At 58.3% G+C, this 13,004-nt stretch carries 12 protein-coding genes; 7 read left to right on the plus strand and 5 right to left on the minus strand.

Annotated features, from left to right (window positions below):
* Positions 1–205 precede the first annotated feature (205 nt).
* Complete coding sequence (locus tag E2N92_RS00980; RefSeq protein WP_220681840.1) at positions 206–454, minus strand: hypothetical protein; 249 nt, start codon at positions 452–454, stop codon at positions 206–208.
* Between the two features lie 349 nt (positions 455–803).
* On the opposite strand from E2N92_RS00980, the gene E2N92_RS00985 reads away from it, so the two are divergent.
* Entirely contained in the window at positions 804–1,667 is an 864-nt protein-coding gene (locus E2N92_RS00985) for a cupin domain-containing protein (RefSeq protein ID WP_220681841.1), read from the plus strand.
* A 416-nt stretch (positions 1,668–2,083) separates the two neighbouring features.
* Here the strand turns inward: E2N92_RS00985 and E2N92_RS00990 are convergent, their stop codons facing one another.
* On the minus strand, positions 2,084–2,920 hold the full coding sequence (locus E2N92_RS00990) for a PDC sensor domain-containing protein (protein WP_220681842.1): 837 nt from the start codon (positions 2,918–2,920) through the stop codon (positions 2,084–2,086).
* Between the two features lie 154 nt (positions 2,921–3,074).
* Here E2N92_RS00990 and E2N92_RS00995 point away from each other — a divergent pair, with 154 nt between their 5' ends.
* From E2N92_RS00995 to E2N92_RS01010, 4 genes are all read left to right on the plus strand, one after another.
* Positions 3,075–4,862, plus strand: coding sequence for a dipeptidase (locus E2N92_RS00995; protein ID WP_220681843.1), 1,788 nt, complete (start codon positions 3,075–3,077; stop codon positions 4,860–4,862).
* A 66-nt stretch (positions 4,863–4,928) separates the two neighbouring features.
* Positions 4,929–7,013, plus strand: a complete 2,085-nt coding sequence (locus E2N92_RS01000) for a M3 family metallopeptidase (protein WP_220681844.1) — start codon at positions 4,929–4,931, stop codon at positions 7,011–7,013.
* A gap of 675 nt (positions 7,014–7,688) precedes the next feature.
* On the plus strand, positions 7,689–7,919 hold the full coding sequence (locus E2N92_RS01005) for a DUF7557 family protein (RefSeq protein ID WP_220681845.1): 231 nt from the start codon (positions 7,689–7,691) through the stop codon (positions 7,917–7,919).
* Complete coding sequence (locus tag E2N92_RS01010; RefSeq protein WP_220681846.1) at positions 7,916–8,188, plus strand: type II toxin-antitoxin system RelE family toxin; 273 nt, start codon at positions 7,916–7,918, stop codon at positions 8,186–8,188. The genes E2N92_RS01005 and E2N92_RS01010 overlap by 4 nt, the downstream gene beginning before the upstream one ends.
* Before the next feature lie 396 nt (positions 8,189–8,584).
* On the opposite strand, the gene E2N92_RS01015 is transcribed toward E2N92_RS01010, so the two are convergent.
* Positions 8,585–9,637 (minus strand): hypothetical protein, encoded by a 1,053-nt coding sequence (locus E2N92_RS01015; RefSeq protein ID WP_220681847.1) that lies wholly within the window; start codon positions 9,635–9,637, stop codon positions 8,585–8,587.
* Between the two features lie 64 nt (positions 9,638–9,701).
* Positions 9,702–10,535, minus strand: coding sequence for an esterase/lipase family protein (locus tag E2N92_RS01020; protein ID WP_220681848.1), 834 nt, complete (start codon positions 10,533–10,535; stop codon positions 9,702–9,704).
* A gap of 88 nt (positions 10,536–10,623) precedes the next feature.
* On the opposite strand from E2N92_RS01020, the gene E2N92_RS01025 reads away from it, so the two are divergent.
* Entirely contained in the window at positions 10,624–11,202 is a 579-nt protein-coding gene (locus E2N92_RS01025) for a HEAT repeat domain-containing protein (RefSeq protein WP_220681849.1), read from the plus strand.
* 24 nt (positions 11,203–11,226) lie between these two features.
* Here E2N92_RS01025 and E2N92_RS01030 read toward each other — a convergent pair whose 3' ends face one another.
* Positions 11,227–12,021, minus strand: coding sequence for a hypothetical protein (locus E2N92_RS01030; protein ID WP_220681850.1), 795 nt, complete (start codon positions 12,019–12,021; stop codon positions 11,227–11,229).
* Positions 12,022–12,260: 239 nt separating this feature from the next.
* Here E2N92_RS01030 and E2N92_RS01035 point away from each other — a divergent pair, with 239 nt between their 5' ends.
* Complete coding sequence (locus E2N92_RS01035) at positions 12,261–12,917, plus strand: hypothetical protein (protein WP_220681851.1); 657 nt, start codon at positions 12,261–12,263, stop codon at positions 12,915–12,917.
* The last annotated feature ends 87 nt before the right edge of the window (positions 12,918–13,004 follow it).

Consider the following 13,004-nt stretch of genomic DNA (forward strand, 5'->3'; position numbering starts at 1 on the left):
AATTTGATGATTGCACATATCTGTCGGTCGATATTATTCGATTCATTCTTTCTTCCCGCCATTTCACCCCAAAAACGCGCCGATTTCCGCCCATCTCTCCCGCCCTTTCCTCGCCCGCACCGGCACCATCCCTCATGCGAAGTCCGACACCCCCTCTACCTCCCGTTCTGACGCCGATATACCCGCAGTTTCCACGCTCAACCCGTCAAAATATCCCCAGAATAACAATTTCCCAAATGCGGCCCATCCTGCCTGGATCAGCAGAGCGGAAATCGAAAAAAAAGGTCAGATCGGAGAGATCCGGGGCGAGGTGTGATCCCGTCCCCATATTCCACACCTGCTGCACCACCCGGGCAAACTCCCGGTGGTCCAGGACGCCCGGCAACGTCTCTTGCAGCCGTCCCCCTCTTTTTTCATCGGTTTTCAGCAGGTTGCGGATGATGGCGTCACTCAACGGACGATGAGGAGAGGGCTGATCACGATTCGCACCCCGAAACGGGGACATCGCCGGATCGTTTCCACCATTCCGGGGATCGCACCCACACCCACACCCGGACACCGGGGAACCGGTGCCACCGGGTGCGTGTGCGTTTTGCTGTACTTCAGTACTAAGAGAGAGACGCGTCTCTCTATCTGTACTCGTACTGGCAGATCCAGAACCGTTCCCGGCCGCTTGATCTTCGCAGACGTCGCTGTAATCCTGCGGCAAACCTGCTGGAATGATGCAAGAGCCGGCGGGGCCGGGACCATCCGACCACCGCATCGGATCAGATTTATCAATTCACGCTAACTTTATGCCCATCATGCACAGGACGATCGCGCTCATCCTCATCTCCATCCTCCTCTCTGCCGGATGCCTCTCACCAGAACCTCCGCAGGCAGAGGAAGGCGTCATCCCGGTCACGCCAGACGAACCGTTCTCCCTCTTCGGGGGTCAGGGCACCTACACCGGGCTCATCGGCGAGGAGACCCCGGATATCCCGGCAAACTACAGCATCGGAATGGTCACCATCCCGCCGGGCAACGCCACGCCCCCGCACCGGCTGGTCGGGACCACCGAGTTCGTCTATCTCATCGAGGGCGAGGCCGAGATCCAGTGCGACAACCAGACGGTGACCGCTCGCGCAGGGGAGGTCGTGCTCCTCCCCGCAGGGGTGCTCCAGTCGATCGCCTCGGTCGGGGCGACCGACCTCAGGTACGTCGACGTGATCCAGCCGCCCTTCGCGGCGGAAAATGAGATCTCGGGCGACGACCTGACGGCTCTCGCGGGGACGACCGACGGCGTGCCGGTCGTCATCCCCGACCCCAGGGGCGGGATCGAGTGGGATCTCGGGTCTGAGATGATGATCTACACCCTCGCAAACCCGGTGCTGATGGAGGAGATGAACCTCCCGATCGAGTACAGTGTGGCGTACGTCGAATTCCTCCCGGGCGGGTCGATCGGATACAACCGGCTCAACGGATCGTCCGAACTGGTCTATGTGCTCGACGGCGAGGTCGAGGTCTTCACCCCGGACGCCGGATCGGTGCGAGTCCCTGCCGGGAGTGCGGCCTATGTCCCGCCCGACCGCGTGAAAGGCTACCGGAACGTCGCGGCGACGAACTCGACGATGCTCAGTTTCGTCGACCCGGCCTGGACGCCCGAACGGACCGAGATGCTGGAGTGACCGGCCTCTCCATTATTTTTCGAGCATATCCCAGAAGTATCCGGGGCTCGATCAATCCCGAGATCGAGACTCTTCTCAGTCATTATTCCTCTACCTTCCTCGCTTCAATCACAATCCCGGGGATTCCTGGAGCGCTGCCTCCGGCGTGATGATCCGATGTGCCGCCCACAAAGAGAAGAAAGCGTGTTTCCTTGCTCTCTCTCGCCGGGGGGCCGTGCCCCCCGGAACCCCCCACGACGAAGATAGGGGTGGGGCGGCAGCACGCTCTTGAACGGCGCCGTGCCTCAGAAACGTCTTCAGGTCACCTATCAAGGCCAGGGGGAGTTCTAGGACGACCTCTGAGTGAACGGCCGCACCGGCCGTTTTTCTCCTGAGAGAGATCGTGAAAAAAAGTGATCTTTTGGTCGGGCACGCCCTCAGACGAGGGGGCGGATGACGACCAGGCGCCACTCCGTACCGTGCAGACCGACCGTCGTCCAGTACATCTCCTTATCGACGACCTCTCCAAAGCCGGTGTCATAGAAGGAGTAGGTCGCATGCCCGGACCAGTTCCCGGAAAATGATCGTGCAGTCTCGAGGATCTCCGGGAAGTCCGCATACAGGGATTCGTTGAGCGTCTCCTTCCCGATCTCTTCGGGGTCCGCATCGTAGAGCACCAGACCGCCTGCCTGGGCGGCCATCACGGTATAGGGCGTCCCGGTGATGGCAGACTCTGCGTGCTCGCCGACGAGACGGTCGGGCAGGAAGGAGACGCTCACCATGCCGATCATCTCTTCATCCGGCGAGAAGACGGGGCACTCGATCGTCGCCGCGTACCCGCCCTCTGCAAGGGGGAAGAGGTCTGACATCACCGGCACCTTCCGCTCGAAGACCCGCTGCACAACCGCCTGCTCGCCCAGGTTGCTCCCGACAAGCCCGAGGGCGGCGGGCCTGGCGGCAGTGACCGTGCCGTTGCGCGCGACCACGATCGCCGTGGAGACGGACGGATCGGCCGCCAGCGCACCGTCGAGGAGCGCCTCAGCCTCTGGCCCCGAAAGCCCGGTGCTCCCAAGACCCGCGGCCGTCTCCGCCGCCGCCCGGTCGATCGCCGTCAGGCTTCCGGTGACCGTCCCCTGCATCTCGCCGAGGAGGGAGAGCATCTCCACGCGGGCGGCGTCATCAGAGGCACCGTCCTCTGTGGGGGTCATACAGCCGGCACAGAGCAGGGAGGCCGCCACCAGGACGAGAGCGATCGTCCATACGTGTGATTTCATACATCACCTGTCGACAGGGGAGGAAAAGAAATCGACGCACGGAGAAAATGGGGAAACACCGAGAGGAGAACATCTCCGATTCGGTCCATGGGGATCGGAAGTGGTGAAACACACAATGACGATACTTTTATTTCTCAGATCTCCACTTTTCCGTATGAGACGTACGGGAATCTTTCTGGTCCTGCTGATTCTTCTTGCGTGTGCGCCCGTCTCGGCGTGCACCATCTTTGCGGTCACGCCGGGCGCCTCAGAGAACGGCACGATGTATGTCGGCCACACCAACGACGGCGTCGGGCCCGACTGGAGAAACATCGACGACATCACCCTGACCTATGTCCCGGCGGCAGACCATGCCCCGGGAGCGACGAGGGCGATCTACTTCGATCCGAACAGCGGTTCTGACGCCGCAGGCAAAAAAGCAGGGAACGCCACCGGGCTCGTCCTCGGCTCCATCGAACAGGTGCCGCACACCTACGCCTACTACACCGCCTCCTACGCCATGATGAACGAGCACCAACTGCTCAGCGCCGAGTGCACCGATTATGCGAAGGTCCAGCTCGACGCCGAGGAGGGGAAGCGGATCTTCTACTCGTCCGAACTCTCGAACGTGGCGCTCGAACGCTGCACCACCGCACGGGACGCGGTCGAACTGGTCGGCAGCCTCATCGACACCTACGGCTATTACGGGACCGGCGAGACGCTCATCTTCGCCGACCCGAAGGAGGCGTGGGTCATCGAGATGTGCTCCAGTCCGGCGGGCACCGGCGGGCTCTGGGTCGCCGAGAAGATCCCGGACGGCGAGGTTTTCGTGGCCGGGAACGAGTTCAGGATCCGCACCTTCGCGGAGGGCGACCCGGACATGCTGTACACCCCCGACCTTTTCGCCATCGCCGAGGAGTACGGGCTCCGGTCGTCCTCTGAAGGCGACTTCGACTGGCTGGAGGCGACGAGTTACGGCGAATACTCCCATCCCTATTATTCGTTGATGAGGGTCTGGCGCATCCAGGACCGGCTTGCGCCCTCGCTGAACCTGAGCCCCTATGTCGAGGACTCGTACACGAAGGCCCTGCCCTTTACGGTCGTGCCCGACACGCCCGTCAACCGCACGACCGCCCTCTCGCTCTTCCGCGACCACTATGAGGGCACCGACTTCGACCTGACGGCGGGCGTCGCCGCCGGACCGTTCGGGAACCCGTACCGCTATCTCGGGCCCGCCGACGCCCACACCGATTTCCAGAACGAGTCCTCTATCGAGGTGCGGGCCGGGGCGAACCCGCGGCCGGTATCGGCGGTCTTTTGCAGTTACAGTTATGTCGCCGAGGCGCGGTCCAGCCTCCCCGACCCTGTCGGGGGCGTCCTCTGGTTCGGTCCGGCCGTGACCTACGAGACGGTGTACGCACCGATGTACGCCGGATCGGAGAATGTCTCAACCGCCTATACGACCGGGACGCGGACAGAGTACGACCCCGACGCCGCCTACTGGACCTTCGACTTCGTGACCAACTGGGCGATGCTCAGGTACGACGCGATGATCGAGGACATCCGGGCAGAACAGGCCGCACTCGAAGCTGACTCGATCCGGCAGGTCGGGGAGACCGACGCACGGGCGGCCGCGATGATCGCCGCGGGCGACGAGGCCGGTGCCCGCCGTCTCCTCACCGACTTCACGGTGCAGCGGGGCGACGAGATCATCGACGAGTGGCAGGATCTCTCGGCGATGCTGGTCGTGAAGTACTCGAACGGACTCATCACCGACCCGGCGACCGAGGACGTCGACGAACCCGGGTATCCGGCATGGTGGTACCAGGAGGCCGACTACCAGTACGGCCCGAGGGTCTACGACCTCGAGCGCCTCCGCGCCACGCCGGGCCTGAACTACACCGGCGAGAATGTCTGGGTCCCCAGAAACGCGTCGATCGATCAGATCCTGGAGAGGATCTGATCCTTTTTTTGCCCTCTCGGGCTTGCGCCTTTATCTTCCGTCAGAGCGACGTACAACCTGATTTCCATGCATACCCGCGTCCCCCCTATCCGTCTTCACCGTCTATCGTGGCTCATCCTCCTGACCGCCTTCCTCCTCACGACCGCAGGATGTCTTGAGAATGCACGGCAAGAAGAGCCCGCAAACGGTGTCGACCCCATCCGGAGCCACTACTCCCCCGGCGAGATCACGCAACTGAACGAGGCCGCAGAGGAGAAGGCAAACGCTTCGCTCGACGCCATTGCCGCGATCCCTCCTGAAGATCGCACCTTCGAGAACACGGTCCTCGCATTCGACCGGACACTCGCAGACTATTCAGACGCCGTCGGCCCCCTCATGCTGATGGGCTCGGTGTACCCCGACAAAAGAATCGCCGCAGAGGGCATGGCCTGTGAAGAATCTGCATCGGTCTTCCTTACCGGTGTCTACACCCGGCGCGATCTCTACGACGCTCTCCATGACCGGATCCCGCGCACTCCCGAGGAGTCCCGGCTCTACGACGTGACCATGAGGGAGTTTGAGAAGAACGGGCTGAAGCTCCCTGAAGATCGCCTCGTGAAGGTTCGGGAGATGAGGACTGAGTTGAGCGGACTCGAGACGAGGTACTCGGCCAACCTGAACAACGACAACACCACGATCGAGTGCACCGCCGACGAACTTGCCGGCGTGCCGTCGTCGTCGATGGCGGCGTTCTCGCAGACGCCGGAGGGGGCCTATCTCGTCACCGCGAAGCGCCCCGACTATGTCGCGGTGATGACCTATGCCGACGATGCCGGGACACGCAAGCGGATGTACGAGGCATACCACAACCGGCAGGCGGAGGCGAACACCCCCCTGCTCGAAGAGGCGATCGTGCTCCGCCAGCAGATTGCACGGGAACTGGGGTACGCCACATGGGCCGACTACCGGATCGAGGGCAGGATGGCAGGGAACACGAGCAATGTGATGGCATTTCTCACCTCCATGCAGGCACCCCTGAAGGAAAAATACACCGCCGAGATGGCGGGCCTTCTCGCGATCAAGACGCGTATGGACCCGGCGGCGACGACGGTCGAGCCCTGGGATGTCGCGTACCTCCAGGATATCCAGAAGCAGGAGGAGTATGCCTATGACGAGGAGGAGGTCAGGGAATACTTCCCGCTCGACACCGTCCTTCAGGGCCTTTTCGACACCTACGGGACGCTCTTCGGCGTCGAGTTCTCCGAGGTCGAGGACGCTGCTGTCTGGGATCCAGATGTCAGGCTTTATGCGGTGAAAGACCAGACCGGCGATGATCTGATCGGCTACCTGTATCTTGATCTCTATCCGCGTGAGGGGAAGTTCGGGCACTTCTGTGCGACGCCGGTGATCGGCGGGAGGATGAAGGACGGGACGTACTCGACGCCGGTCGTTGCGATCATAGGTAATTTCCGCACGCCCGAAGGGGAGAAGCCGTCGCTTCTGACCATGTACGAGATCGAGACGCTCTTCCACGAGACCGGGCATGCGATGCACTATCTCCTGACGACCGCACCGTATGGCTCTCTGTCAGGGTTCAATGTGGAGTGGGATTTTGTCGAGACGCCTTCCCAGACGCTTGAGGAGTGGGCCTGGGATCCCGAGGTCCTGGAATCGATCTCAGGCCATTATACCAACTCGTCCGAAAAAATTCCGCCTGAACTTCGTGACCGCGTCATTGCGGCCAGGGATGTCGGGGCAGGGAATCTCTATACCGGTCGTCTGCTTGTCAATTCTCTGGAGGATATGCGGTTCCACACCGCGACCGCACCGGTCAACGTGACCGAGGTCTGGTCTCAGACCTATGAGGATGTAACGGGTACGCGGCCTCTTGCCGGTACCCATCAGCCCGCGTCGTTCGGCCATCTCATGGGCGGGTACGATGCCGGGTATTATGGGTATCTCTGGTCGAAGGTCTATGCCCTCGATATCGTCGACGAGTTCAAGGAGGGCGGGATGACCAACCGGACCACCGGGATGAAGTTCAGGGACGAGATCCTTTCACGGGGCAATATGGAAGACGGCACCGTGCTTCTGGAGAATTTCCTGGGGAGAGAGCCGGGGCCTGAGGCGCTGTGCCGGCACCTCGGGATCGAGGTCGACGGGGAGGATTGATCGGCTCTGGAAAAGATCTTCCTGACGGAGGTCTTCGGCGGGGGCCTTCCTCACGTCCTCCCGCGAACAGAGAATAAGCAGGGGACAGAGGATAGCGATCAGGGATTTTACCCTGCAGATTTTCTGAGTCGATCTTCGGTAGTGCCCCAAAATGTAACTGAAAATAAATTTCAGGAAATCTGACTGAGTTACGTTGAGCAGTGACCTGTATTCATAGACCATATCCCAGAAGTATCCAGGTTTCGATCCATCATCAGGATCGAGACTCTTCCTGGCCATTCCTCTTCCTCCCCCGCCTTAACCGGCATCACGGGGTTCTGGAGTCGGTACTCCCGGCGCGATTGACGGAGGAAGGCGGACCGATCCGACGTGCCGCCCACAGAGAGTAGAAAGCATGTTCCCTCACTCTCTCCTGCCGGGGGGAGACCCCCCGGACCCCCCCCACGACGAAGATAGGGGAGGGGCGGCAATAATCTCTGGAACGACACCGTGCTTTCCGATAATTCTTCCACTCGCCTGTCAGGGCAAGGCGAGTTCTGGGACGGCTTCATAACAAAAACTCGCACAGATAGAGTTTTTTTGGTGTCAGATATTGCCTGGAGCACTCCCCGATCTTCGGTTCTATTCTGAGCACGTCCCACAATCTTTATGCCCTATAGTCCTCTATGGATCACTATGGTCACGACGATCCAGCTTCGGCCCGAGACAAAGTCCCGTCTGGACGGCATCAAGATCCACCCCCGAGAGACCTACGACGAGACGTTGAACCGTCTTCTGGACATGGCATATGACCCTGAACCCTTGAGCGAAGATACTTTGAAAAAGATTGAGGAGGGTATCGCAGATATCCGGGCCGGTCGGGGTCGCCCCTTTGAAGGGGTTGTCCGGGAACGGGGCCTTGAATGATCTGGCGGCTGATCATCCTGCCGGGTGCCGAGCGAGACTTCAACAGGATCCCGGATCCCGATGCCCGACAGATCAAAGAGGAACTCTATGCCCTGGCAGACGAGCCGTATCCTCGATCTCACGTTAAGAAATTGAGGGGACACCAGAGCAGTCCGGTGTACTCTCTTCGTGTGGGACATTATCGGGTCATTCTCATCATTGAAGATAATACGATGGTTATCGCCGTGATTGAGATTGGAAACCGGAGCACGGTTTACCGGAAATATTGACACACCGACTCTGGAGAAACGCTCTTGATACGGCTCTGTAGAAATCATCTTGATGGTTCTCTTCGCCGGGGAGCTGGCCGCCCCCCGAACCCTCCGTGCGAAGATAGGGGGAGGACGACATCCCGTCTTTCAGAATCATTTATTCGGCCTTCCCTGCCCTATCTTCATCACGGGGGTCCGGGGGCAGAGCCCCCGGCACAAGCATGGGGGAAGGCACGTTGATCGACAGTGCCGCCCTCAATTGCAATATCTTTCCTGTCAACGTGCGTGAAGATAGGTGGGGGCGGCTCAACACTTGATTTCTGTTCGCTCCCTGGTCACATGGAGAAGGATCAAGGATCAGTTCCTTCCACACTCCAGAACGGGGATACGAACTTTTATTTCCGATCCAGCCCTTCATGGAATCTTTGCCGCGGCTTTCACGGCGAGATCCTCAAGCAGTTCATAATCGGGATCAGGCCCGACGGTCACGAACATCTCATAGAGATCGTATTGCGAGAAGGTGATCACGTAATGAATGTGGTCCTCGGTCGCATTCCGGTCACGTCCGATCAGTTTGAATGCCGCGGAGTTCTCCCCGATGGCGGGCGGGTCGAGCACTTCGTTTCGTCCGATGGAGTAGGTCTCGTAGTCGGAGTCGACCATTCTGGTGGCATTTCCTTCAGGGAAGGTGATGAGTTTCTGCGAGATGACGAGGTCCCCCGGCTTTGGTGCCGGTTCTTCTGAAAAAAATTCTACAAATCCTACGTTCGCCCCGAGTTCTCTCATGGTCGGGGAGAGGTCCGACTCGGGTATCAACTTGTATCTGGGCGGGGCATAATCTGCGGGAAGATCGTCTTCTGTCAGGAAGAGGTCGAAGAACTCTGTTCTCTGGGTGTCGGGCGCCGGCGGCGTGGTCGCCACCGGTACAGGGGCATCTATGATGTCATCGGCATGTTCTTCTGCCGGAGGCACCGGCCCGATGAGCAGGATCACCGCGATCATGGCGATCACCAGAACATACACTGAGGCCGGCACCCAGAAGAGCCTGCTCTTCCCGGTGAATGCCGCGTCGCCCCGGTTGATTTTGTCCGCCGTCCTGTAGGCGTCGTATATGGAATGGCCGAGGATCCCGACGACGGCCGCGACGGCGAGCAGGAGCACTGCCGCGGATGCCCAGAACGAGACGAAGAAGAGCGGCACGACGAGGAAGGTGGCGAGGAGTGCCGTGACTGTGTATGCCCCGAGATAGAAGAGGCCGTCGTCGGTCCGCCCATTATACCACTGTCCCCACCCGACCCAGAGGAGACTGCAGAGGGCGGCGACCAGGGGGTTGCGGACCGTTCCCCTGTCCGGCGATGAGAGCGGCCCGTGCGGCAGGGTATCGTTCGGGGCCCCGCAGAACGGGCATGCAGGCAGGCTCTCGTCATAATAGATCGTACAGGAGGGGCATCTTCTGATCGACGGCATGCATCAACTCTGATGAGAGAATGCCGCCGCACCTAATGTGCCTGTTGATGTTCTTTTCAACCTCTTACTCCCTCTCCGGGCAGACCGACCCGGGGCGGGTCGCCGGGTTCTGGAGGTACTCCATCACCCTCGCGATCACTTCGGGGTTCCTGGGCAGGCCGATATGGCAGTATTGTTCGGGCCGCTCTGCCAGGGCCACAGGGTCTGCCGGGAGGATGTCCATGCCTGCGCCCCGCAGGTACGAGTCGGTGAGCGGCACGATGCCGTCGCCAGCATAGGTCGTCAGCCACTCGCCGTCGGGGCCGAGGGTCCAGGTCTTTCCCTCGAAACAGGGGAAGAAGGCAGGGGTGGCCGTGAGGTTCGCGGCAAGGATCAGCCTGTACGCAATGTCGTCGCGGCCCTTCGCACCCCGCAGCGCGGCGATGGTCCTGCTGCCCGGCCTGAACTCCTGCACGATGACGTCGTCTTCGGGGTCGAAGGTGCGGGGCACGAAGACCCCGGCCAGGCGGTCGACGACCTCGGGGCCGTACTCGGGATCGCTGAAGAGTTCGGCAATGGAAGATCCGTTGTTCGGCGGCCCGAGGCCGATCAACTGCCCGACCCGCTCCTCCCGCCGTCCCCCGTCGATCACCTCCAGGAGGTAGCGGGCGATGCAGGTTCCCATCGAGTGGCAGACGATGTCCACAGGTCCGGCATACCCGGTCTCGTCCCGCGTCAGGGCGAGGAAGTCCCCGAACGCCGCGGCGGTCTCGCCGGGTACGGCGTCGCCCATCTCGCTGTGGTCATAGATCCAGTACGGTATCTTTGCCGCCTCAAGGTGCGGTATCAGGCGTTTCCAGACGCCGGGATGACTCCTCCACCCGTGGACCAGTACGGCCGGACAGCTTTCTCGCCGCATCTCGCGATTTCTCTCTCCCTGAAACACCATGAGCCTTTGGTCCGGTCCGGGGAAGAGATATATGGCATGGCCCATATCTCAGCGGCATATGGACCGCACGATCCGGGCATTTGAGAAGGAGTCCTGGGACTGGAGAGAGGAGTTCACCGACCTTGGCGACGACGCCGGGGCGTCCTTGATAGAGAAACTCTCCGACGACGATATCGCCGTGCGGTGGAAGGCCGCCTGGGCCCTCGGCCATCTCGGCGACCCCCGCGCCGTCGACCCTCTCATCGCCTCCCTGGACTTCACCGCTCCTGTCGTCAGGGAGGAGGGGGAGTTCACCCTGAATATGGCCGCCGCCTGGACCCTCGGAAAACTGAAAGACTCTCGGGCGGTCGAACCCCTGATCCGGGGCCTCTCAAGCGCCTGCTCCGACTATGTCTGGGTCGCGGCCTGGGCCCTCGGCGAGATCGGGGACAGGCGTGCGATCGGGCCCCTGCAGAAGGCGCGGGAGCGGGACGAGTTCGAGTGTGTCTGGCAGAGTGACGCCTCGTGGAGCGGACGGGTGACCGATCCTGCCGAAAAAGTCGTCCTCGCCTCCATCACGGAGCGGACGTTTCACACCCCGGAGACGCCGGTCGAGAAGGCGCTCGAAAAGTTGGGTGAGATAAAGGATTTCACCTGATCCGTTCGGTAGTGCCGCGGGGATTTACCCCTTCTTCCCCTTTCCGTCCTGACCTTTTGTTTTTGTGTACTTTCTCGGGATAGCTTGAATGATCTCCCGGCCTTTCTCGGATTTTAATACCGTGAGCACTGCATTCTCAAGCACATCGCTATCAATTTCGATCGTGATCTTCCCCCTGTTTGCGGGGTGAGGTACGGGATCTTCGATTTGAGGAGTTGGTTTCTCCCCTCTCTTTTCGGTGAGAGGACCTACATATTCCGGGATGTCGAACTTCACGCCGTCGATCTGAGCCCCGCGAGTTTGAATTACAATCACCCGACTATGTGCGGTCAATTTCTTTTTCTCGGTGACATTAATGATATTCGCCAACATCTCCCGGTATCCCTGGTGACATGCGGGACAATCACAGAAACCCAGTTTCCTTTTACCGCTGGCAAAAACCAGAATAAGATTCATGAAGAGTGGAAAGGACATCTCATGCGAGTCACAGAGAGTACGGATCGCACACCAGTGAATGACGTCCCCGTCTTTCGGAGAATCTTTTTGCAAGGTGGATTTTTTTCCGTTTCGGGAGGGTCGAGATTTTTCGATCATGATCTCGGGTTCGTCCGGGCTTTTTGCCTCCCGTAAATCGACACCACACATGCCACAAAAAGAATTGGTATCACCAATGTCATTCCCGCAAATATCACATTTTCTTTGCATAAAATGAACTAGAAATATTATCTGACAGATAATGATGCCCATCATGGAAATCGGGTGTGCCCACGAATTTGTGATAGTTCCATCATCTGCATGTTGAATCACACCGACGGTCATGCAGGTATCGGCGGCCCCGGATAATTCACAATAGGAATCTAAAGATAACGATTCCTCTTTCTCTCTATCGCGAACAGATGTGAGGAGACGACGATTTCGATGGTCAATCTAGAGGGGGGCATTGACATTTTACTGGCAGGGTATGTTGCCCATGTACAAATATTACAATAATATGGCCAAAATTACAAAATAGAGGCAAAAAGAAAGGAATATATTAAGAAAAAACATCTGATCGGATAATGCAAGAGAGCCAACAAGAATCCCTAGCAAGGTATTACCGTGAAAAGTTGCACTTTGACGGAGGTTCTCAAGAAGATATTGAAATACCATTTGAAATAACATCTCATCAGTATCTAAAATATTCTGAAGACGATTTAAACAGCGATTTAATACACAAATATATAAACTGTCTTTCAAATGTAAAACGGGCAATCCACTGTCAAATAGACTCTCTTCTGTACGTTTTCGACTTATATGATCATGCAATTGAAAAAAGATGGGATTTTCCAAAAAAAGTAGATCATTTAAAACAAATTGGTGTAATAACACCACGGATCTTAGGAAAAATAAATAAAAATCGAAATTTACTGGAACATGAATATCTGAACCCAAATGCAGATGTTGTAGAAGATGCTCTTGATGTTGCAAAACTTTTTGTGGGTTATACAGATCGATTTTTAAAACGTCCATTCATTGATGCAAGTTTCGTGAACGAAGCAGATACGTTATGCGTCAACATCGAGCTGAATCGTTTAGATAAAAGATTTGCCATAAGTGAAATAAATACAACAAAGAAAGGAGAGCGCGAAGTAATCGAATTTGAAATATCCTCAGACTCTGAAGATTATATGCTCTTTTTGAAGTTTTGGATAATACACCTTAGCGAAATCAAATAAATTGAAAATTGATTTCGTCGAAATCCATCCTCAAAAAAGTACATAACCGATAGACCGAGATCAAAAACTATACCCTCTTAATCCCCT

Origin of the sequence: Methanofollis formosanus, assembly GCF_019633745.1 — an archaeon.
GTDB lineage: Archaea > Halobacteriota > Methanomicrobia > Methanomicrobiales > Methanofollaceae > Methanofollis > Methanofollis formosanus.